The 18,727-nt window shown below is 67.5% G+C and carries 24 protein-coding genes; 7 read left to right on the top strand and 17 right to left on the bottom strand.

The genetic code is table 11. From position 1 onward, the window contains the following. Position 1: 1 nt before the first annotated feature. Together ACP3TD_RS17525 and ACP3TD_RS17520 are read right to left on the bottom strand one after the other, a co-directional pair. On the bottom strand, positions 2-592 hold the full coding sequence (locus tag ACP3TD_RS17525) for a GNAT family N-acetyltransferase (protein ID WP_426764250.1): 591 nt from the start codon (positions 590-592) through the stop codon (positions 2-4). Further along, complete coding sequence (locus tag ACP3TD_RS17520; RefSeq protein WP_426764248.1) at positions 589-2,685, bottom strand: penicillin acylase family protein; 2,097 nt, start codon at positions 2,683-2,685, stop codon at positions 589-591. The genes ACP3TD_RS17525 and ACP3TD_RS17520 overlap by 4 nt, the downstream gene beginning before the upstream one ends. 155 nt (positions 2,686-2,840) lie before the next feature. Here ACP3TD_RS17520 and ACP3TD_RS17515 point away from each other — a divergent pair, with 155 nt between their 5' ends. Genes ACP3TD_RS17515 through ACP3TD_RS17500 form a run of 4 tightly spaced genes read left to right on the top strand, consistent with a single transcriptional unit; the run spans position 2,841 to position 7,588 of the window. Next, the gene (locus ACP3TD_RS17515) at positions 2,841-4,262 is read left to right on the top strand and encodes an extracellular solute-binding protein (RefSeq protein ID WP_426764247.1); all 1,422 of its coding nucleotides are present in this window, start codon (positions 2,841-2,843) and stop codon (positions 4,260-4,262) included. Beyond that, positions 4,259-5,227 (top strand): carbohydrate ABC transporter permease, encoded by a 969-nt coding sequence (locus tag ACP3TD_RS17510; RefSeq protein WP_426764246.1) that lies wholly within the window; start codon positions 4,259-4,261, stop codon positions 5,225-5,227. Before ACP3TD_RS17515 ends, ACP3TD_RS17510 begins: the two co-directional genes overlap by 4 nt. 8 nt (positions 5,228-5,235) lie before the next feature. After that, on the top strand, positions 5,236-6,141 hold the full coding sequence (locus ACP3TD_RS17505; protein ID WP_426764245.1) for a carbohydrate ABC transporter permease: 906 nt from the start codon (positions 5,236-5,238) through the stop codon (positions 6,139-6,141). 10 nt (positions 6,142-6,151) lie between these two features. Further along, entirely contained in the window at positions 6,152-7,588 is a 1,437-nt protein-coding gene (locus ACP3TD_RS17500; RefSeq protein WP_426764244.1) for a glycoside hydrolase family 32 protein, read from the top strand. On the opposite strand, the gene ACP3TD_RS17495 is transcribed toward ACP3TD_RS17500, so the two are convergent. The 14 genes from ACP3TD_RS17495 to ACP3TD_RS17430 all read right to left on the bottom strand — a co-directional run bounded on the left by ACP3TD_RS17495 (position 7,585) and on the right by ACP3TD_RS17430 (position 16,115). After that, positions 7,585-8,694 (bottom strand): LacI family DNA-binding transcriptional regulator, encoded by a 1,110-nt coding sequence (locus tag ACP3TD_RS17495; RefSeq protein WP_426764243.1) that lies wholly within the window; start codon positions 8,692-8,694, stop codon positions 7,585-7,587. The genes ACP3TD_RS17500 and ACP3TD_RS17495 overlap by 4 nt on opposite strands. A gap of 88 nt (positions 8,695-8,782) precedes the next feature. Then, entirely contained in the window at positions 8,783-9,244 is a 462-nt protein-coding gene (locus ACP3TD_RS17490; protein WP_426764242.1) for a hypothetical protein, read from the bottom strand. Then, positions 9,241-9,822 (bottom strand): Asp23/Gls24 family envelope stress response protein, encoded by a 582-nt coding sequence (locus tag ACP3TD_RS17485; protein WP_426764241.1) that lies wholly within the window; start codon positions 9,820-9,822, stop codon positions 9,241-9,243. Before ACP3TD_RS17485 ends, ACP3TD_RS17490 begins: the two co-directional genes overlap by 4 nt. After that, positions 9,819-10,406: an RNA polymerase sigma factor gene (locus ACP3TD_RS17480; RefSeq protein WP_426764240.1), complete on the bottom strand. Its 588-nt coding sequence runs from the start codon at positions 10,404-10,406 to the stop codon at positions 9,819-9,821. Before ACP3TD_RS17480 ends, ACP3TD_RS17485 begins: the two co-directional genes overlap by 4 nt. Positions 10,407-10,535: 129 nt before the next feature. After that, entirely contained in the window at positions 10,536-10,766 is a 231-nt protein-coding gene (locus ACP3TD_RS17475) for a CsbD family protein (RefSeq protein ID WP_426764239.1), read from the bottom strand. Positions 10,767-10,829: 63 nt separating this feature from the next. Further along, positions 10,830-11,450, bottom strand: coding sequence for a hypothetical protein (locus ACP3TD_RS17470; protein ID WP_426764238.1), 621 nt, complete (start codon positions 11,448-11,450; stop codon positions 10,830-10,832). Further along, the gene (locus tag ACP3TD_RS17465) at positions 11,447-12,028 is read right to left on the bottom strand and encodes a hypothetical protein (protein WP_426764237.1); all 582 of its coding nucleotides are present in this window, start codon (positions 12,026-12,028) and stop codon (positions 11,447-11,449) included. The genes ACP3TD_RS17470 and ACP3TD_RS17465 overlap by 4 nt, the downstream gene beginning before the upstream one ends. Positions 12,029-12,121: 93 nt before the next feature. Then, positions 12,122-12,427: a hypothetical protein gene (locus ACP3TD_RS17460; protein WP_426764236.1), complete on the bottom strand. Its 306-nt coding sequence runs from the start codon at positions 12,425-12,427 to the stop codon at positions 12,122-12,124. Then, on the bottom strand, positions 12,424-12,615 hold the full coding sequence (locus ACP3TD_RS17455; protein ID WP_426764235.1) for a DUF2273 domain-containing protein: 192 nt from the start codon (positions 12,613-12,615) through the stop codon (positions 12,424-12,426). Before ACP3TD_RS17455 ends, ACP3TD_RS17460 begins: the two co-directional genes overlap by 4 nt. Further along, on the bottom strand, positions 12,612-13,148 hold the full coding sequence (locus ACP3TD_RS17450) for an Asp23/Gls24 family envelope stress response protein (protein ID WP_426764234.1): 537 nt from the start codon (positions 13,146-13,148) through the stop codon (positions 12,612-12,614). The genes ACP3TD_RS17455 and ACP3TD_RS17450 overlap by 4 nt, the downstream gene beginning before the upstream one ends. Before the next feature lie 129 nt (positions 13,149-13,277). After that, positions 13,278-14,138: a CPBP family glutamic-type intramembrane protease gene (locus ACP3TD_RS17445; protein ID WP_426764233.1), complete on the bottom strand. Its 861-nt coding sequence runs from the start codon at positions 14,136-14,138 to the stop codon at positions 13,278-13,280. Positions 14,139-14,283: 145 nt separating this feature from the next. Continuing rightward, positions 14,284-14,478 carry a hypothetical protein gene (locus ACP3TD_RS17440; protein WP_091723135.1) on the bottom strand — a complete coding sequence of 65 codons (195 nt, stop codon included), beginning with the start codon at positions 14,476-14,478 and terminating at the stop codon, positions 14,284-14,286. Positions 14,479-14,981: 503 nt separating this feature from the next. Continuing rightward, entirely contained in the window at positions 14,982-15,386 is a 405-nt protein-coding gene (locus ACP3TD_RS17435; RefSeq protein WP_426764232.1) for a hypothetical protein, read from the bottom strand. Between the two features lie 9 nt (positions 15,387-15,395). Next, positions 15,396-16,115, bottom strand: coding sequence for a GAF and ANTAR domain-containing protein (locus ACP3TD_RS17430; protein ID WP_426764231.1), 720 nt, complete (start codon positions 16,113-16,115; stop codon positions 15,396-15,398). Between the two features lie 73 nt (positions 16,116-16,188). On the opposite strand from ACP3TD_RS17430, the gene ACP3TD_RS17425 reads away from it, so the two are divergent. After that, positions 16,189-16,920 (top strand): ANTAR domain-containing protein, encoded by a 732-nt coding sequence (locus ACP3TD_RS17425; RefSeq protein ID WP_426764230.1) that lies wholly within the window; start codon positions 16,189-16,191, stop codon positions 16,918-16,920. Between the two features lie 53 nt (positions 16,921-16,973). Here ACP3TD_RS17425 and ACP3TD_RS17420 read toward each other — a convergent pair whose 3' ends face one another. Continuing rightward, positions 16,974-17,738 (bottom strand): Type 1 glutamine amidotransferase-like domain-containing protein, encoded by a 765-nt coding sequence (locus ACP3TD_RS17420; protein WP_426764229.1) that lies wholly within the window; start codon positions 17,736-17,738, stop codon positions 16,974-16,976. A 58-nt stretch (positions 17,739-17,796) separates the two neighbouring features. On the opposite strand from ACP3TD_RS17420, the gene ACP3TD_RS17415 reads away from it, so the two are divergent. Both ACP3TD_RS17415 and ACP3TD_RS17410 read left to right on the top strand, forming a co-directional pair. Then, on the top strand, positions 17,797-18,129 hold the full coding sequence (locus ACP3TD_RS17415) for an ArsR/SmtB family transcription factor (RefSeq protein WP_426764228.1): 333 nt from the start codon (positions 17,797-17,799) through the stop codon (positions 18,127-18,129). Between the two features lie 12 nt (positions 18,130-18,141). Further along, positions 18,142-18,639, top strand: coding sequence for an SRPBCC family protein (locus ACP3TD_RS17410; protein ID WP_426764227.1), 498 nt, complete (start codon positions 18,142-18,144; stop codon positions 18,637-18,639). Positions 18,640-18,727 lie beyond the last annotated feature (88 nt).

The following is an 18,727-nucleotide window of genomic DNA, read 5'->3' as shown; positions in this document are numbered from 1 at the left end:
CTTACAGCCCGGTCTGTGCCTCGAAGGCCGCCCGGCCCAGGAACATCAGCTGTGCCTCCTTCTCGGCGAGCTGCACCACGGCTCCCCGTTCGAACCCGAAACCGGCCAGCCGGCTGATGGCCTTGCTGTTCCGGGCATCCGGTTCTGCCACCACCCTGTCCTTCGCCGGATCGGATAAAGCAAAGCGCATCAGCCCCGCCACCAGCCGCGGCGTGTAGTTGGGCACCGGCGCTGCGGCGGGTGCAAGGAACAGATGGATGCCGATGTCGCCGGGCAGCGCCGGGTATACCTCGCCCACGGGATCGTGCTGCGGCTGGTAGGTCTGGAAGATGCCGGCAGGCTCACCATCCACCACCATCAGGTAGCCGTGATGGGTGTCCAGGCTGTCCAGGAACCGGTAGACATCCCGCACCTCGTCCCGGCTCCAGCCGTTCATGCCCCAGAACTTCGCCCGCTCCTCACGCACCCAGCTGTGGATCAGGTCCGCATCGTCCTCCGGCGACAGCCGGAACAACCTGAGCATCCCCAGGCCCTCCAGCTCCTCCCCGTAGACGGCCTCACGGGTGCGGCCTGAAGCGTCTGTGCCCATCATGGTTCTCCTTCGTCATGGTTTTCCCTGCTCAGCTGGTCCCAGTCCGTAATGACCGGCAGCAGTTCACCGGCGGCCCACAGCGGCAGCTGGCTGAGGAAGTTTGCGTCCCCGGGGTCGCCGGATGTCCCGAACGGGACCACCCACCGGCTCCTGGACCGGTCGCCGAGGTCCCACACATAGCGGGCCACCGGTCCGCGGAACGATGCATCGGTCACCCCCGGCAGGTTTTCGGTGGAAAGCACACAGCCCGTGTCACCGGACAGCGGGGTCATGGGGACACGCGGTGCCTTCGCACCGGCGGACGGGTGGTCCGCCAAGGCGTGCAGCGGCAGGGCAACGTGGGTTTGGCCCCAGGCAGCGGACGACGGCGAGGCTGCCGCCGCCTCGAGCGCCTCGGTGGCCGCTGCTGCCACGTCCAGGCCCGAGGCGTCCCCCTTCGCCACAATGGTCTCGAGTGCAAAACCCACCCTGGACACCGGGTCCAGCCACGGGCTGAACAGCGGGGAGTGGCCAGTGGGCCTGGCCAGAGGAGCCAGCAAGGGAGCGGAAGCCAAGGCCCGGACGAACGCCGAGCGCCAGCCCGCGAAGGCAGCTGCCAGCGAACTGTCCGCCCGCATGCCACCGTCCCATCCGAGCAGGCTGCGGCGAAGGTCAGCCGCTGCCGACGACAGGGGAGCTGCGGTCCCGCACCGTTCCAACACCGCCCGCAGCGCGGGCCAGGACCCGAGCCTGCTGTCCATATGGGTGCGCTGCATACTGCCCGCGTCGAGGCCGCTTCCTGCTTCCGCCAGCAGCTCGCGGATCCTGTCCGCCCTGTGGGAAGGGGCAAACTCCAGGCCGGTCAGGTGGCCCCCGCCGGACGCGCGGTCGTTGGCGTTGACCGCAAGCGTTTCCACGTCCGAGGCCGGCAGCGCCACCCAGCCGCCGGTCCATTGATGCCCTTGGGATTCGGCGGGCACCGGACGCACCCGGTTCCCGTGGTTTCGCTCGGGGACTGCACCGGCCACGAACTGCCGGACGCCGCCGGCCGAATCGGCGGCCAGGACACAGTTGACCGGCTCCACCCAGGCGCCGAATGCCGCCTCGACATCCGCTGCGGACCGGCACCGCAGCAGCGGCAGGAGGGCCTCGAAACCCAGCCGTCCGCCCACCCGCGAGGGCATCCGCAGGCTCAGCGTGCCGCCGTCGTACCCGCTGGTGATGACGGGACCGCGCACAGTCTCGACAACCTGGACCGCCTCGGTGGCGCCGCCGCGTACCCGGATCTGCTCCTCATGGTCCGCCGCCACCGGTTCCCAGCCGTCGGGGCCAAGGGCGTACAGGGTCCCGCCGTCCCGCCGCAACTGCTCACGGTAAAGGTCCTGGTAATCGGCCATGGCATTGGTGACGGCCCACGCTGCCGCGCCGGCATGGCCAAAGTGCGGCAGCCCCGGGACGCCCGGAAAAGCCAGCCCCACGGCGTCGAACTCGGGGCAGGCAAGCCGCACCTGCTGGTAGACGCCGGGCAACTCCATGAGCCGGTGCGGGTCGCCGGCCAGCAGGGGGGAGCCGCCGGCGGCCAGGCTCCCCGTGACCGCCCAGGCGTTGCTTCCGGCCCATACCGGCGCCTCAATGCTGAAGAGGTCCACCGCGTCCGGTCCGAGTGTGTGCGCCACATGGTCGCGCCAGAGCTTGTTCGGGAAGGTGCTGAACAGAATGTGGTGGACCAGGAAGACGCCCAGCGGGGTCCACGGATCCCACGGCCCGGGTTCAGTGCCGGTGTCCCGGAACTCCTGCGCCTGCCGGCGTCCGCGGGACAGTGCGTCGTTGATGCCGTCCACGTAGGCCGTGACCCAGCGCTGCGTTTCCCGGTCCAGGTTGTCGAAGCAGCGGCGGGCGGTGTCATTGATGCGCGCCTGGCGGGCGAACCTGTCCCACAGGAGGCCGTCACTGCCAAGGTGTTCGGCGGTGCGGCCCTCGGACCGCCAGCGCTCCATTTCGATCTGCCAGGAACGGTCGGCGGCGGCGTTGCTGCCCTGCAGGAACGCCAACTCCTCCGTGGAGTCGGCGCGAAGATGCGGGACGCCCCAGGGGTCGCGGTAAGTCACTGGCACGAAAAGAATCCTTCTTCTTAGGTAATCCTAAGTAGGGTACGGCCCTTGCCGGAACTGCCCAAAAAATGACCTCCGTAGGCCAGCGCGCTGTGACGCTTGACACGTGTTAGGTCACGGGTCTACAGTTCCTAACACGTGTTAGGAAGGAACTAGACATGACCGGAGCCATAAACGGGCACCTGCGGCAGATCACCCGCCGCACCGCCCTTGGTGCCCTGGGCGCTGGAATCATCGGAGCATCCGTGGCGTCGTGGCCGCGGCTCTCCGGGACGGACATCCCCGGCCGCGGGGACAACAGCCTCAGCATCGCCATTTTGGGCACCGCAGCGGACGCCGCCGCCCGCCAGCGAGCCATTGACGCTTTCAGCCGCATCCACCCGGATATCAAGGTGAAGGTCCAGGCCATCCAGGCCGTGGACTGGAAGGACTTCTTCACCAAGATCCTCACCATGGTGGCTGCCGGCACCCCGCCGGACGTGGTGTACGTGGCCACCGAAGGCGCCCAGCTCTTCGCCGAGAAGCTGGCCCACCCGCTGGACGAATACATCCGCCGGGACGCCGCGGACATGCGGGAGTTCTTCACCGATGTCCACCCCAGCCTGGTGGAAGCGTTCATGTACAAAGGCAGCCTCTACCAGCTCCCCATGGACTGGAACGCGGCCAACATGTACTACAACACCGCGGCTTTCGCGGAAGCGGGACTGGACCGCCCGGCGGACGACTGGACGCACCTCGATTTCCGCAACAACCTTGCCGCCATGCGCAAGGCCAGGCCCTCGGACTTCACCCCGTACTACTGGACCAACCGGCTGTTCGGCGGCGTGGTGCCCTGGCTCTACGCCAACGACACCAGCTTCCTCAAGGAGACCCGGTCCACCGGCGGAGAATGGCTCTGGGACGGCTTCTACGCCGGTGACCCTTCCCGCAACCTCCGTTCCGGCGGCTACCAGTGGCTGGAACCCAACGCCAACGATGACCGCGTCTTCGAATCTTTCGACTACCTCCGCGGCCTGGTCAAGGACGGTCTCGGTGTCCGCCCCGAAGAAGGCGGCGGCAACTCCCTGGTGGGCCTGTTCGCCTCCAACAGGATCGGCACCACCCCGGCCGGCGGCTATTGGGTGCAGGGCCTGCACGAGGCAGGCATGGCCGAAAACGGTTTCGACGTCCAGTTCTTCCCGCGCTGGAAGACGCAGCGGCACCAGTTCGGCACCGCCGGATACGCCATGATGAAGACCGCCAAGGACAAGGACGCCGCCTGGGAATGGATCAAGTTCAGCTCCAGCCGCGAGGCAATGGAACTGATCTTCCCCAACCCCGCCACCACGCCGGCCCGCCGATCCATGGTCAACGGGGAGCTTTACGCCGGCAAGGGACCCGCGCACTGGAAGGTCTTCTACGACACCCTGGACAGGTTCCCCACCACCGGCCCCATCCCGGCGCCGCCCCAGCAGGCCGCCGTCGAAACGGCCCTGATGAAAAACGTCTCACTCGCCGTCAGCGGCGACGAACAGCAGCTCAAGCAGGCCCTTGCATCGATGCAGCGCGACCTTGAAATTGCCTTGAGGAGGCAGCCATGAGCACCACCATCCCGCCGCGGGAAAGGCCGCGGCAGGCAGCCCGGCCGGACAAGCCCGCGCCGGCCCGGGGCAGGAAAGGCGCCCCCGGCAACCGCCACAGCCAGCGCTGGCTGGCCTGGGTCTTCCTGGCCCCCACCATCCTGGGCATGGGCCTGTTCACGCTGATCCCCATCGTGGCGTCCGTGGTCCTTGCCTTCTTCCGCTGGGACATCATCTCGGCCCCGTCCTTCGTGGGCTTCAGCAACTTCGCCGAAGTGGTGCAGGATCCCACCGTCCGGGTGTCATTCGTGAACACCATCGCGTTCGTGGTGGTGGCCGTGGCCCTGCAGCTGGGGCTGGCCCTCGCCCTGGCCATCATGGTGCAGGAGAAGATGCCGGCTTGGCTGCGGGTGTTCTTCCGCTCCGCCTTCTTCTTCCCGCTGATCCTCTCCGCAGCATCGGTGTCCATCTTCATGCGGTACCTCTTCAACGAACAGTTCGGCGTGGTCAACTGGCTCCTGTCGCTGGTGGGCATCCCCGCGGTCCCGTGGCTGACCACCCCCGGCGGGTCCGCCGCCGTCGTGATCCTGGTCTACGTCTGGCAGAACTTCGGCTTCTCGTTCCTGCTGTTCATCGGGGGCCTGGCCTCCATACCGGTGGAGACCTACGAGGCCGCGTCGATCGATGGAGCCACAGGTTGGCGGAAGCACCTCCACGTGACGCTTCCGCTGCTCAGTCCCACCACTCTGGTGGCGTCCGTGATGGCCATCATCAGCGCCCTCCAGGTGTTCGACCAGCCGTACGTCCTCACCCGGGGCGGCCCGGGCGACTCCACCCGCACCGCCGTCATGGTGATCTTCGAATCGGCCTTCCAGCGGCTCGAATTCGGCCAGGCATCCGCCATCGGCGTGCTGCTCACCCTGATCATCATGGCCATCACGGCCGCGCAGTTCCGGCTCAGCAAACGATTCGTCTTCTACCAGTAAGGCCAGCCATGACCACCACCACTGAGCACGGCCTGGCCTCCGGTCCCACGCCCCGGCTCTCCGCGGGCCTGCCCGCCGTCCGCACCAACCGGCGCAGGCTCAGCTGGAACACCGCCCTGCGCGTGATCCTGCTGCTGATCGCCGCGGCCCTGACCCTGGGACCGGTGCTGTGGACGCTGTCCACCTCGCTGCGTTCACCGTCGGAATCCTTCAAGCTGCCGCCGTCGTTCATCCCCTGGAACCCCGACTTCACGTCCTACGGCCAGGTGTTCCAGCAGCTGAACATCTTCCTCCTGGTCCTCAACAGCGCCCTGGTCACCGGCCTGATCGCCGTGGGCCAGATGGTGTCCGCGGCGCTCGCCGGCTACGCCTTCGCCCACCTGAAGTTCCGCGGACGCGGGGCACTGTTCTCCATCGTCCTGGCCACCATGATGGTGCCCGCGCAGGTGACCATCGTGCCCGTGTTCATGCTGATCCGCGGCATGGGCCTGTCCGATACCCTCCTGGCGCTGATCCTGCCGGCCATCCCGACGGCGTTCGGCACGTTCCTGATGCGGCAGTACTTCCTGGGACTGCCCACGGAACTCGCCGAGGCCGCCTCGATCGACGGTGCCTCACCCTGGCGGACCTTCCGGTCGGTCTACGCGCCGCTGGCCATGCCCGGCATGGCGATCGTGGGGATCCTGGCGTTCAACTTCCACTGGAACGAGTTCTTCCGGCCCCTCATCCTCACCATCTCCGAACAGAACTTCACGCTTCCGCTGGGCCTCGTCTCGCTTCAGGGCAACCTGGGCACCGGCAGCATTTCGGTGGTCCTGGCAGGAGTGGTCCTGTCCATGATCCCGGCGCTGGTGGTCTTCATGTTCGGCCAGCGCGCACTCCAGGCCGGCCTCACCGCCGGCACCGGCAAATAAGCACCGGCACATGACAAACCGGCACGCAACCTCCACCCTGAAAGGCTCCACCATGCCCACCCCGGACCTCGCCGCCATCTCCTTCGACGACGTCGCCGCAGCCCACCCCGATGCTGCCTTCCCGCGGTTCCACCCGCGCCCCGCCCAAGGCTGGATCAATGATCCCAACGGCATCAGCTACATCAACGGCCGCTACCACGTGTTCTTCCAGTACAACCCGGACTCGGCCCGGCACCACCGGATCGCCTGGGGGCACGTCAGCTCCGCGGACCTGGTGCGCTGGGAAGAACACCCTGTGGCGCTGCGCCCCCAGCCCGGCGGCCCGGACGAGTACGGCTGCTGGACGGGCGTGGTGACCGACGACGCCGGGGTCCCCACCGCAGCGTACTCGGGCGTCCGCGGCGACGGCGGGCACTCCGAGGTGGTCATCGCCCGCGGTTCGCAGGACCTTGTGGACTGGGACCAGACAGGGCACGTTGCCGCACGGATGCCCGACGGCGGAGACGTCACGGCAGTGCGCGACCCCTTCATCTTCCGTTTCAACGGCAAGCGGTACGCCATGCAGGGCGCCGGCCTGGCCAACGGACACGCCGCACTGCTCCTCTACACGGTGGAGGACCTGTCCGACTGGAAGTACCAGGGCGTCTGGCTCACCACGGAAAACCCGGTGGCATCGCAGTTCACGCCCGCTGAAATCTGGGAGTGCCCTCAGCTGGTCCAGGTCCCGGACAGCTCCGGCGCGGATACCTGGGTGGCGATGTTCTCCCTGTGGCTCTCCGGCGACGCCCACGAGCACGCAAACGGGGTGGGCCACCTGATCGGCTCGCTCATCGAGGACGCTGCCACGGGACTGCCGGTGTTCACGCCCCGCAGCGGCGGATCCTCGGACCAGGGGCGCGACTTCTACGCCCCGCAGGTTGTTGCCCTAGGGGACCGCGCCCTGCTGTGGGGCTGGGCCAACGAGGGGCCCGGCCGCGACGGGCGCCGTGGCCGCAGCCAGGAGGAGATCGACGCCGCAGGCTGGGCCGGGGTGCTCACCTTCCCGCGGGAGCTGTCCGTGGTGGACGGGACGCTTGCGGTCACGCCTGCCCCGGAAATTGAGGCTTACCGCGGTGGCCCGGTGGCCCGCCCGGCCGAGGGCCGCGTGGAACTGCCGCCGTTCGCGGAAGCCGTGGTGACCCGCGCCGGTGGCGCGCCGGATGCCAGCGCGGGGGACGCCGTCGTCGAACTCCTGCTGGTGGGCGAGGACGGGCAACAGGCCGTCTTCAGCGGACCCCTTGCCGACGGGGAGGAACTGCGGATCTACGTGGACGCCTCGCTGGTGGAGGTCTACCGCACCGGGGCCGTGGCCACCACCCTCCGCGCGTACCCGGCGGCGGGGGAGAAGTGGCAGCTGCTGCTTCCGGCCGGCGCTACGGCCGACGTGTGGGAGCTCAGCCAGCCCTAGCGCTCAGTAGGCACCGGGCCGGTGGACTCTCGGACCACCAGGCGGCAGGGCACCATCGTTTCGGTGCCGCTGCCGCCTGGCGCGCCGTCTGTTTCACTGCCTGTTGCACTGCCTGTTTCATTGCCTTCGGCCACGTGCGTCCGGTGATGCGTCACATCGCCCAGCAGTGCGGTCATGGCGGTTGCGCCCATCTCCCGCAGCGGCAGGGCCATGGTGCTCAGTGCGGGCACCATGGACTTGGCCACGCGGAATTCGTCGTCGTAGCCCATGACGGAGATGTCCTGCGGGACGCTCAGGCCCAGCCGGTAGCAGGCCAGCACCACGCCGATGGCCAGGCGGTCGTTCGCGCACAGGATGGCGGTGGGGCGGTGGCCAGCCTCGGCGCCGTCCAGGAGCTTCATGGCACCGTGGAATCCGGCGTCAATGTCCCAGCCCACTTGCAGGACCCTGGCTTCGTTCACTGGCAGCCCTGCCCGGAGGAACGCGTTCCGGTAGCCCTCGATCCGGCGCGGTGCCGCGGGCGTGAGCGAGTCACCGGCCAGGAACGCGATGTCCCGGTGGCCCAGCGACATGACGTGCTCGGCGGCTTCCCGCCCGCCACGGACCTCGTCCGGGATCACCGCTCCAACCCCGGCTTCGGGGCGGTCATCAAAACAGTTGGCCAGGATGGACGGCACCCGCTCCATGTTCGGCGGCACGTGCAGGGGACGCAGGCCCACCGTGACGTACATCAGCCCGTCCACCTGCCGGTCCAGCAGGGTTTCCACAGCCCCTTCGTCCCGGGAGCCGTCCAGTTCGGTGTCCATCACCACGGTGACGAAGCCATGTTCACGGGCCACGGCGTCCGCTCCGGCGATGATATTGCCGTCGAACGGGCTGGTGACCACCTGGTCCGAGACGATGCCGATGATCCGGGACTGCCGGTTCCGCAGGCTGAGGGCGATCTTGTTGGGCGTGTAGTTCAGGGTGGCCGCAGCTTCGCGGATCCGCTGCTGGCTTTCCAGCGCCACGTTGCCGTCGCCGCGTCCGTTGAGGACCAGGGAGACGGCGCTCCGCGAAACACCGGCCAGCTTGGCGACGTCCAATGCGGTGGCCTTGCGATTCATGGTGATCCTCTGGTGGCAAACAACTGTGATGCTGCAGTTTACCTAACGCGTGTGAGGATGCGCTGCCGCCGCACGTGCACAGCTGCCGCTACTCGGGGGATATGCGCGCCACGGTGACCTTGACCGAAACCTCCGCGGGTGCAAAGTGGGCGCGGACCACCGCGGCCACTGCCCGCACCACGTCCGGAGTCCGGGCGTCGGCTCCCACGCCGATGCGGACTGTCACGTCCGTGGCACTGCCGTCCGCCCGGGCTTCAACCAGCGGGCCGTCGTCGGGATCGCCGGCGCCCTGGTCGCCGGCACCCGGCTGGCCCGCTGCCTGCTGCAGCAGGGACAGGGCGCCGGCCGGCAGCCGCTGCCACAGGGGCCGGGACGGAAAGACGTCAGTGACGCCCTCCACGCCCAGGACGGCGGCACGCAGGGAGCCCGGTGCAGCGGCGCCCGGTGTCCCTGCCTTGCTGTTTTTGCGTTCCACTTCCTGCCCGTTGCGCGGAAGTCCGTCCCGCACCTCTTCCCGCTTCGCGGGAGTTGGCTGCGTCGGCACTGTCATGGTTCCTCCCGGGGAGTGTCGATCACGTCCGTGATGGTGATGTCGATGGCGGCGATGTTCAGCTCGGTGTGCCGGGCCAGGGTTTCCCCGAGGTCCTGCCGGAGTGCTTCCGCGCTGCCCAGCAGTGGATTGCCGAAGGCGACGGCAAGGTCCAGGTTGACGGTGATGGCTTCACCGGGGACGGTGACATCTCCTTCAAGCCGGACCCTGCCTGCCACGGCCCCGGGCGCGAGGTCGGTGACGGAACGGACCAGGGCGAGGACCGAGCCTTCCGTTTCGGTAAGGGTGTCCGCCGGGTGCTCGGACCGCAGCGGGATGGAACGCCCGGGCCGGAGCTCGAGCTTGAGGTTGGCCAGGATGTTCTTCATCCAGTCATCGTTGCCGCTGCCGGCCTCGGCGAGGTCGTTGCTGAACAGCTCGCTGCCGGCGGTGGAGAGCCGGCGCAGCGAGTCGAGGCCGTTGCGGCAATCAGGGCAGGTCTCGATGTGGCGGGGATCGGGGAATTCGCCGGTATCCAGGTACTGGCTCAACTCCTCGAGCGTGTGCCCGCACTCGAACGTGTCGTGGGGGATGCTCATCGCCATCCTTCCATTTCGCGGACCAGTGTAATCCGGGCCCGGGCAAGGCGGCCACGGACACTGGCTGGGCTGATGTTCAGGGTCTGCGCAATCTGCTCGTAGCTTTGTCCGTTGAACTCCTTAAGTACCCAGCAGCGGCGCTGTTCCTCGGGCAGCCGGGACAAGGCGGCCTTCAGGGCTTCGGTACCCGAGGCCGCTACGGCGGACGACTCGGGGCCGGGCCCGGTGGCTGCAGGTTGCATTCCTGCTCCGCCCTCTTCCAGCGCAGACAGGCTCGTGTGGGTCCTGCGCCGGCGCAGGTAGTCGATGCTCCTGCTGCCCGTCAGCCGGAGCAGCCAACCCTTAACTGCAGCGGGTTCGCGCAGCGATTCAAGCTGCTTCCAGGCCTGGACCAGGGCTTCCTGGACAACGTCGTCGGCGTCGGCGTACGATCCGGTCAGCCGGCGGGCGCATGCCCGCATGTGCGGCCCGTACCGCCGGGCGAGGGCCTCGAAAGCCGCTGTATCGCCGTCGGCTGCCCTACCGGCCAGGATGGCATCGGGGACCAGGTCCAACTGGTCCCGCACCAAGGGTGTTCCTGTCACCTGACTCTGCTTTCATTATCGGCGCTCCCATGCCTGCTGGGCGTGAAAGAAGTGCGCCGGTCGGACGGACTGGCGTCAGGGCGCGTTGCGCCATGGTTGGCTGCAACGCGCCCGACGTCCAGGGGCTGGCTACTCCTTGCGGAAGCTTTCCTTGACCTTCTCCGCAGCTTCCTTGAGGTTGTGCCCGATGTCCTTGGCAGCGTCCTTGACCTTCTCGCCGGCTTCCTGGACCTTCGCCTGGGCCTGGTCGTGCTGGCCTTCGCGCTCGAGCCGTTCGCTGCCCGTGAGCTTGCCTAGGCCTTCCTTGGCGGCGCCTGCGTGGTTGGTGGCGGCGTTGTTGATCTTGTCGTCGAGTCCCATGATGATGCCCTTCTCTCGGTGTTCCTGTTGTGCTCCTGTGTGTCCGAAACACAGCAGCCTTTGTTAGCTGGTGCGGTGTGCACCCGCCAGCCGGGTCCTGGTTCCACCTGCTATTCGGACCAGAACGGTGGTGCGATGGCCCAGCAGGGCTTCCATGCCGGTGACCAGTGCCTCGGCGAGGTCGGCCACCTCACGCGGAGACGCTCCGCGGCGTGCCTGCAGCGTGATGCGCAGTCCTTGGGTTGTGGTGCGCCGCCGGCCGCGTCCGCGCCAGGCGGACACTGAGCTGCCGACCACGGCCCGGTTGCCTTCCAGCGCGGCCTCTACGGCGGATTCGAGGTAGGAAATGTCGACGGCGGTGTCCCCGAGTTCGGGGTCCGGCTGCCGGGCTGCCTCGCTGGTCCGCCCGCCGCCCTGCCGGGTCAGCCACATGATGCTGACCGCGGCGCCGAGGAGCAGTACGGCGGGCACGGCCAGTGCCCACCAGCTGCCCAGGGGTTCCTGCAGGGGTGCGGTGTCCCGGAGGTTCCGCCAGCCCCCCAATAGGCTGGTGCTGACGGAACTCCAGCAGTCCCTGACGCCGGCGTCCATGCCGGCACCCGCGGTGAGGGTGCCTGCGGCCAGCAGGACCAGCCCAGTGGCGGCCAGGAAGAAGCGGTTCAGGGCGCGGTTGGTGTGGTTCATCGTCCCAGTGCTCCTTCGGTGGCGATGCGGATATCGGTGCTGAGTTTCCGTCCCAGGCGGCAGGAAGCGATCTCCTTTTCGGCAGCCCGGCTGACGGCTTCGCGGTCCAGGGGAGCGCCCGACGTCGGCCGGATGGCTACCTGGGCGCGGGCCCGGCTGATGGTGGTGGCAACCTGTTCGGGGGCGAGTTTGGCGGTCAGCTGCACCTGCCTTGAGACGGCTGCCGCGATGACCTGGTCGTCAACCACCACCGCGGCCCGTTCGGCCTGCATGGCCCGGCGTCCCTTGCGGCCGCCCTTGAAAGCCGCCACCAACAAGGTCAGGCCCAGGACGGCGGCGGCAACCCCTGCCGCGGTCAGTTCGGCCGGTTGCGTGGTTTGCGGCGCTGTGGCCGCGGCGTCGGCAAGCCGGCCGGGGCTGGCCACCAGGGCCTCCTGTCCCAGCAGGGCGAGGATGCTTTCGGTGCCCAGCCACAGGAAGGCGGCCAGGAGGAGCACCGCAGTGGCGGCGGACAACCCGGCGCGCGATGAATGCGTTTCCCGCCGGACAATCCTGCTATGGGTTCGGGCCGTGCCCACGGTGACCTCCTGGTGGCTTGCTGGATGTGCTGCTGATATTCGGTGCTGCCGCCCTGGCCGCGGGCAGCCTGTGTGCCGCCGCGGGAAGGCTTCTCATGCAGCCCCGAGCCTGATATTGATCTTGCCGATCTCCATGCCCGTGACCTGGCGCCCCATGAAGGAAATCTTCAGCCGGGCAATCTCCGCCTGTTCAAAAAGGGGAGGCCGGCCCTCCGGGGCCGGCGCCATCAGGGTTGGTGCCGGCAGGCGGACCAGGAGGTCCACCCCCAGCTTCCCTGCATCGTCCTGCAGTGACGCGGAAACGTCGGTGTGGGGAACGCCGAACGCCTGGCACGTCACGGCTTCCACGGTTTTCCGAAGGGCGGCCGGGGCGATGCGGGTGTGGCCCTGGCGGTTCACGACGACGTGCGGCGGCCGCGCAGGGCGTCAAACACCTCGGCCAGGTCCAGGCGGCCCTCGGCAGCGCGTCCCAGGACCGCACCGATGCCCATGAAGAGCAGGGTCAGGATGAAGCCCCAGAATCCGAAGGCCAGTGCCACTACCGCCAGGACTGCTCCGGCTGCCGCGCCGCCGATGACCGGCGTCATGCCACCCTCGGCTCGTGGCCGGCGTCGTCAGCCTCGCCGTCGTTGTCCTCGGACGGGACGTGGATGTCCGTGATGGTGATGTTGACCTCGGTGACTTCCATGCCCACCAGGTCCTCCACTGCGGAGTAGACGGCGTCGCGGGCGTTGTCCGCCACCTGCTGGAGGGGGTGCGGGTACTCGACCACCAGGGTCACGTCCACGGCCACCTGGGTCTGGCCCACCTCAACGCTCACGCCCTGGGTGAGGTCCTTCTGGCCCACCCGCTCGCGCAGGTTTCCGATGGCCCGGGCAGCACCGCCGCCCAGGGCGTGGACGCCGTCGATTTCCTGGATGGCGATGCCGGCGATCTTTGCCACTACGCCGTCGGCGACGGTGGTGCGGCCGCGGCCGTCGTGGCCTTCGGCAGTGCCCAGGGAGTGGGTAGCTGCCGGCTTCTTCTGCGAGGTGTTACCCGGTGCGGTGGGGGCCTGCGCTGCGTTGTTCTGCGCTGCGTTGCCGGTCTGCTGCGTGCTGGCGTTTGTCTGCGTGGTCATTACGTCACTCCTGCTCGGTTGGCGTTCTGTTCCAGGCGCGGGTTTGCGCCGTTACAGGTAAGACGCAGCCGGGCGGGAGATCGTCACGGTCCTTTTCGAGTGACGTGCATCACATGCACCGAGAAGCGGTCAGTACAGGAAAATATTGATCCATTCGCGGTTGTGCGCATGGATCAGGACCAGGAACAGCACGAAGTCGAACAGCAGGTGGACGCTGACAATGTAGGACAGCGATTTGGTCACCGTGAACAGCCGGGCCTGCAGCAGGGCGAACGGGAAAATGAAGAACGGCGCCCAGGCGTGGAAGCCGAGCTCCCACAGGAACGAGGTGAACAGCACGGCCTGAAGCAGGTTGGCCTGCCAGTCCGGAAGGTGCCGGCGGAGCAGCGTGAAGGTGGTGCAGATGAAGAACAGCTCATCCCAGATGCCCAGGACGTTGGTGCCCAGGAAAAGCCTGGCTATGCCGTCAGCGTCACTGACCGCGGGCCAGTTCCCGTAGACGCCGGTCCGGATCATGTACACGGGCATCAGGGCGTAGCCGATCACCAGGACCGCCGGCAGGTACCACTTTTCCGCCCGCGTCCACGGCTGCCCGGTGCGGATGGGGAACCGGATGGCGTGGTCCCCGGTAATGAAGCGGGAGGCGGCGTAGGGGATGCCCACCGCCAGCACCATGGCGGTGCCCATGATGGCCATGTGCTCAGTGCTGATGTCCGTGGTGATGGGCACCAGGCTCATGGCGGTCAGTCCCACGGCGATCAGGGCCAGGTCGATCAGCAGCTTCCGGCTGAGGAACCCCGCCAGGACAAGGGCGGCTGCCAGGAGGAGAAAGCCGGAGATCCGGTCTTCGCGGGCGAAAAGGAGGAATCCAGCGGCCGACAGCATTACCGCCGGAACAGCGGCCAGCCTGGCCCGGGCCGGCGCCGGCCCAGTCTCCCCGGCTTCGGGATCCGACCAGTGCATGCGCATGGATTTACCGCCAGCCTGCATCTTCCAAACCTTTGGGTCGTGGGTGTTGCCACGACTCTACTGGACGCCCTGTTTTGCGTAACGACTGGCGGCGGGAGGGGCCAAAAAGAAAGCGGACGACGACGGGAGGGCCCGTCGTCGTCCGCTTCCGTGCGGTGCTGGTTGCCTAGGCGGTGGCCAGGGCGCCGCTGTTGCGCAGGCTCAGCGTGAAGGTGTTCGGGCCACTGCAGGTCACGGCCACCTGGCAGGTGGTGGTGTTGTGGCGGGAGGAGAGATCGGTGATGGCAGCATCAAGGGTGTGGTGGAGGGCTGCCTTGTCCCAGATCTTCAGGGTTACGGAGTGAGTGGCATCGAACGTCATTATTCAACTTCCATTTCTTGCGGTGGGCGGCCTGGCTGAACAGGCCGGGTCCTCGTCGGTGAGGCAATCAGATGGGAAAGCGCATTCCCGTTCTTCCATGGTGCATGCCGCTGCCGGAGTTGGCAACCAATCGAGCCGCAATGTGAGCAATCACACCGGGCCCATGCGGCGCCAGGGGATTCACGGTTCTGTACTTTCTGTGGACCCCGGCGGGAAAGCCGGGAAGCGGCCTGGCCGAGCTCTGAGGCGACGGCGGCCGGGGGCGCACCGGTGCGCTTCATTGCTTCACCAGGTGGGTAGAGGGCCGGATATTCTCCAGCCCCGTCCCTCCATAGTGCACAGGGCTTTGGGTGCCGCCCAACCAGATGGCCGAATATTGCAGGTGAAACTCATCACACCCGTGCCGCGGTGGCGGCGGGCGGAGGGCGGTAGCAGTAGAAGGGGTGGCGCGGCGTAAAGCCGTGGGGTGGGGCCGCAGGTAAACCCCGGTGTGGCAGCCCGGACTATCCTTCCGGCGTCTCCGCCAGTCCATCCGGGCCGCCGGCAAGGCCGCTGTCGTCGTCCGGCCCTTCTTTCAGGGGGCCCTGCCCGGTGGCTGCGCCGGTATCCTGGGCAGGCTCCGTGATGACGGGCTCCGTGTGGCCGGGTTCGTCACTGAAATCATCCGAGTACGGGGCCCTCGGCCTGGGTAGGTCATCGATCAGTTCGTTGGCAGCCAGCGCCAGCAGGTCGCGCTGGATGGCCGGGAGCGAAAGGAGTCCCTGCAGGTACGCTTCCACCTCGTATTCGCCGGCATCGCCGGACAGGCTGAAGTATTTCAGCCACAGTTCGGACAGTGGGATGTCCGCCGCCCTCATCGCTGCGCGGAGGCGCAGCCGCTGTTCCGGTTCGTTCGGATCGAAGCCCATGAGGCTGTCCTAGGCCCTGGGCGCCGGCGGCCCGGAAAGGACAGCCTCGCTCACCTGCTGGAGGGTGGCCCCCCGGTCCCTGGCTTCCTTGATGAGTTGCCGCAGGGCAGCCTCGTGGGGAACGCGCTGCCGTTCCATCAGGACTCCGCAGGCGCGGTTCACCACGTCCCGGCTGTACAGCGACTGGCGCAGCCCCTCAGTCAGCTTGTGCGGAGCTTCGGTGGCCTGGATGTGCGCGATAAGGGTGGCCGCCGGTGCTGCGAAAAGCTCCAGGAGTCGTCCGCTGGAGCCGTCGTAGGTGTGCGCCCCGGCGGAGTAGAGCTTCAGTGAGCCGATGGCTTCCTTGCCGGCGATCAGGGGAGCAGTGACCACCGAACGGACGGGAAGCTGCTGGACGGCCCGCCGCCATTCCGGCCAGCGGTGCTCGCCGTGGACGTCGCGGACCAGCACCGGCTTCTCCGTTGCCCAGGCGGTGAGGCAGGGACCTTCCCCGAGCTCGTACTGCACGGCGTCGGCCTGCTGGACAATGCTGTCCGTGTAGCCGCTGCTGGTGCGGGTGCCGCGCGAATCCAGCAGGGAAACGCCGGCGCCGATGGTTCCCGGCACAGAGTCTTTGGCGGCCTGGGCCAGGGAGTGGACAGCTGCCACCACTTTTTCCTCTGTCAGCAACAGGCCGCGGATGCGGGCAATGAGCATACTGAGCTCGTCAAGGGGAAGCTGCTGGGCCATAGCTCCCAGCATATGCCAATCGATTTGGCGGGTCAGGAAGTTCCCCTGTTGGCTGCCGCAGTAGGATAGGCGCATGTCGAAATCGGCTGACAATAACGTTGTCCACGAACTCCAAGAGATCCTCACCGGCGCTGAGAGCGTGGTGGAGTTCCTCTCCGGGCTGTCCGGAATTGCCGCAGCTGCTGTGTCCGAAGCCTCCAACCACCGGATCGAATGTGCAGTCACCCTGAAAGTCCAGCGGCGGCCCGCGACCGCGGCCGGCAGCAGCGAACGGGCCGTGGAGCTGGACCGTGTTGAGCAGGCCCTGGGCGACGGTCCCTGCATCGAGGCGATCCGTGAGATGGCCCCGGTACTGGTTGAAGATGTCGCCGCGGACCAGCGCTGGCCCGCCTACAGCAAGGCTCTGCTGGGTGCCGGCGTGCACAGCACGCTGGGCGTTCCGCTGGAGATCACCGACGGCGCAAGCGCGGCCCTCAATTTCTTTGCTGACAAGCCAGGTGCGTTTACGGAAGAGGTCTACGCGAAAGCCGTGGGCTTCGCGGCCTCGGCGCATAACACCTTCAATCTCTCCGTACGGCTCAACAGGGCCCAGAACCGTGCAGACGATCTTGAGGCGGCGCTGGAAAGCAGGACCGCCATCAACCTCGCCTGCGGTGTCATCATGGCGCAGAACCGCTGCTCCCAGGCCGAGGCCATGGAAATCCTCACCAGGGTGTCCAGTAACCGCAACCGCAAACTCCGCGATGTGGCAACGGAGCTGATCCAGCAGCTCTCCGGAGACCGCATCCAGACCCACTTCGAGTAGGCACCCCCCCTGCGTGGATTGCCGACGGCGGCAGGCGGCCTGCGCCGTCGTCGTTAGTTTCGTGGCGGTTCCGCCGTCCGTGCTGTAACCACCGCGGCTCCTCCGCCAAGGCCCGGCCCGCGGTCAGCGCCTCCCCGGATGTCCCAGCACGTGCCCGCGCCAATCACCGTGTAATCGCCGGCGTCCGCTGCGGCAAGGATGATGGCCGTGCCCTCGTCGATTGCCACAGCGTGGTCCACCAGTCCGGCCGCCACGGCGCCGACGGCCCGGCTCAACGTGCCGGCCTGTGCGGCGTGGACATCAACCGAGAACGGTGCAATCCCCAACCCGGTGCGGAATTCCAGGTCAGCCAGGCCTTCGGAGCACTCCTCGCCGCAGACCTCGACCCCGTCGACGAGGTATCCACCAATCAGCGCCCGGCCCGGCGCCACCATCGCACCCGCGGAAAAGCCGAGGTAGGGAACGCCCTCTTTCACCAGTTGCGCGAGCCTGGGGGACGCATGTTCGACGCCGCGCAGGTAAGCAGGCGTCAGTCCGCCGCCCACCACCACGCCGTCCACAGCGGCGAACGCCGCGGGATCCGCGGGGCCGCCGCTGCCGAGCAGTACGGGAACCACGTCACAGGCAATCCGCTCCTGCAGCGGACCGGCATAGTCCGGCAATCGGGTCATCGGGGCGCCGCCGCTGTCATGAACCACCACGGCAATGCGGGGCCGCCGTCCCGGTCCTGCCATCAGCTGTGCCTCGGCGCTAAACCTGTCAAACACTTCCGGGAACGATTCTGCGTCCGGCCCGGCACCCACCAGGAAAATGCTCATGCCCCTCAAGATACAGAACCATTGACACGCCGTTCGTGGCGGACTATCGTACAACCAAATGGTTGTAGATCAGCTCCGCGAGACCGAACTGGACCGCCTCTTCCAGGCGTTTGCCGATTCCACCCGCCGCGACATCGTCCGCCGGGTGACCGTTGGCGAGTTCTCGGTTTCCGGCCTCGCAGCGCTCTACGCCATGAGCTTCGCCGCAGTCCAAAAGCATGTTGCGGTGTTGGAGCGTGCCTCCCTGGTGACCAAGGAGAAGCGCGGAAGGGAGCAGATTGTGCGGGGTAATCATGAAGGCCTGCAGAAAGCCCGCCGGCTGCTCGACGAATACGAACACATCTGGCGGCAACGCGCCGCCCGGATGGCCGGCATTCTCGCTGAAGGTTAGGAAGGCATTGCCATGACAGTCATCAGTACGGACAAGAACTTCGAGGCCCTGAGCCTTACCCTGGTTGCCGAGTTCGAGGCCGGCGCGGAACGCGTGTGGCAGCTCTTCGAGGATCCGCGGCAACTGGAGCGCTGGTGGGGTCCGCCCACGTACCCGGCAACGTTCTACCAGCACGACTTTGTGCCCGGCGGCAAAGCCAGCTACTACATGACCAGCCCCGAGGGCGAAAAGTTCCACGGCTGGTGGGAGTTCACCAGTATCCAGGCGCCGCGGCAGCTGGAATTCAACGACGGCTTCGCGGACAGCGACGGCAAGCCCACCGGTGAGCACGGAACCAGCCACGCCACAGTGACACTGGAAGAGCTCGGGGGCCGCACCAGGATGACCATGCTCTCCGCCTTCGAGTCCGAAGAGCAGCTGGAACAGATGATGCAGATGGGCATGGAAGAAGGCCTCAAGGAGGCCGTCGGCCAGATGGACAGCATCCTCGCCGAGCACGCCAACGCCTGACGCGGCGGGCTGACTGCGCCGCACACAAAGAAGCGGACGACGCCGGGGCCTCCCGGCGTCGTCCGCTTCGGTGTGCACTGGCCTGCTG

This window comes from Pseudarthrobacter sp. 1G09 (genome assembly GCF_050038305.1).
Classification (GTDB): Bacteria; Actinomycetota; Actinomycetes; order Actinomycetales; family Micrococcaceae; genus Arthrobacter; species Arthrobacter equi.
Note: the sequence above shows the minus strand (reverse complement) of the source record. Positions and strands in the feature narration are given on the sequence as shown.

Excerpts from the sequence above, each read along its gene's own strand:
- ACP3TD_RS17525 (WP_426764250.1), bottom strand. The coding sequence starts at position 592 with ATGATGGGCACAGACGCTTCAGGCCGCACCCGTGAGGCCGTCTACGGG.
- ACP3TD_RS17515 (WP_426764247.1), top strand. The coding sequence starts at position 2,841 with ATGACCGGAGCCATAAACGGGCACCTGCGGCAGATCACCCGCCGCACC.
- ACP3TD_RS17510 (WP_426764246.1), top strand. The coding sequence starts at position 4,259 with ATGAGCACCACCATCCCGCCGCGGGAAAGGCCGCGGCAGGCAGCCCGG.
- ACP3TD_RS17505 (WP_426764245.1), top strand. The coding sequence starts at position 5,236 with ATGACCACCACCACTGAGCACGGCCTGGCCTCCGGTCCCACGCCCCGG.
- ACP3TD_RS17500 (WP_426764244.1), top strand. The coding sequence starts at position 6,152 with ATGACAAACCGGCACGCAACCTCCACCCTGAAAGGCTCCACCATGCCC.
- ACP3TD_RS17495 (WP_426764243.1), bottom strand. The coding sequence starts at position 8,694 with ATGAATCGCAAGGCCACCGCATTGGACGTCGCCAAGCTGGCCGGTGTT.
- ACP3TD_RS17490 (WP_426764242.1), bottom strand. The coding sequence starts at position 9,244 with ATGACAGTGCCGACGCAGCCAACTCCCGCGAAGCGGGAAGAGGTGCGG.
- ACP3TD_RS17485 (WP_426764241.1), bottom strand. The coding sequence starts at position 9,822 with ATGAGCATCCCCCACGACACGTTCGAGTGCGGGCACACGCTCGAGGAG.
- ACP3TD_RS17475 (WP_426764239.1), bottom strand. The coding sequence starts at position 10,766 with ATGGGACTCGACGACAAGATCAACAACGCCGCCACCAACCACGCAGGC.
- ACP3TD_RS17470 (WP_426764238.1), bottom strand. The coding sequence starts at position 11,450 with ATGAACCACACCAACCGCGCCCTGAACCGCTTCTTCCTGGCCGCCACT.
- ACP3TD_RS17455 (WP_426764235.1), bottom strand. The coding sequence starts at position 12,615 with ATGACGCCGGTCATCGGCGGCGCGGCAGCCGGAGCAGTCCTGGCGGTA.
- ACP3TD_RS17450 (WP_426764234.1), bottom strand. The coding sequence starts at position 13,148 with ATGACCACGCAGACAAACGCCAGCACGCAGCAGACCGGCAACGCAGCG.
- ACP3TD_RS17445 (WP_426764233.1), bottom strand. The coding sequence starts at position 14,138 with ATGCAGGCTGGCGGTAAATCCATGCGCATGCACTGGTCGGATCCCGAA.
- ACP3TD_RS17440 (WP_091723135.1), bottom strand. The coding sequence starts at position 14,478 with ATGACGTTCGATGCCACTCACTCCGTAACCCTGAAGATCTGGGACAAG.
- ACP3TD_RS17435 (WP_426764232.1), bottom strand. The coding sequence starts at position 15,386 with ATGGGCTTCGATCCGAACGAACCGGAACAGCGGCTGCGCCTCCGCGCA.
- ACP3TD_RS17430 (WP_426764231.1), bottom strand. The coding sequence starts at position 16,115 with ATGGCCCAGCAGCTTCCCCTTGACGAGCTCAGTATGCTCATTGCCCGC.
- ACP3TD_RS17425 (WP_426764230.1), top strand. The coding sequence starts at position 16,189 with ATGTCGAAATCGGCTGACAATAACGTTGTCCACGAACTCCAAGAGATC.
- ACP3TD_RS17420 (WP_426764229.1), bottom strand. The coding sequence starts at position 17,738 with ATGAGCATTTTCCTGGTGGGTGCCGGGCCGGACGCAGAATCGTTCCCG.
- ACP3TD_RS17415 (WP_426764228.1), top strand. The coding sequence starts at position 17,797 with ATGGTTGTAGATCAGCTCCGCGAGACCGAACTGGACCGCCTCTTCCAG.
- ACP3TD_RS17410 (WP_426764227.1), top strand. The coding sequence starts at position 18,142 with ATGACAGTCATCAGTACGGACAAGAACTTCGAGGCCCTGAGCCTTACC.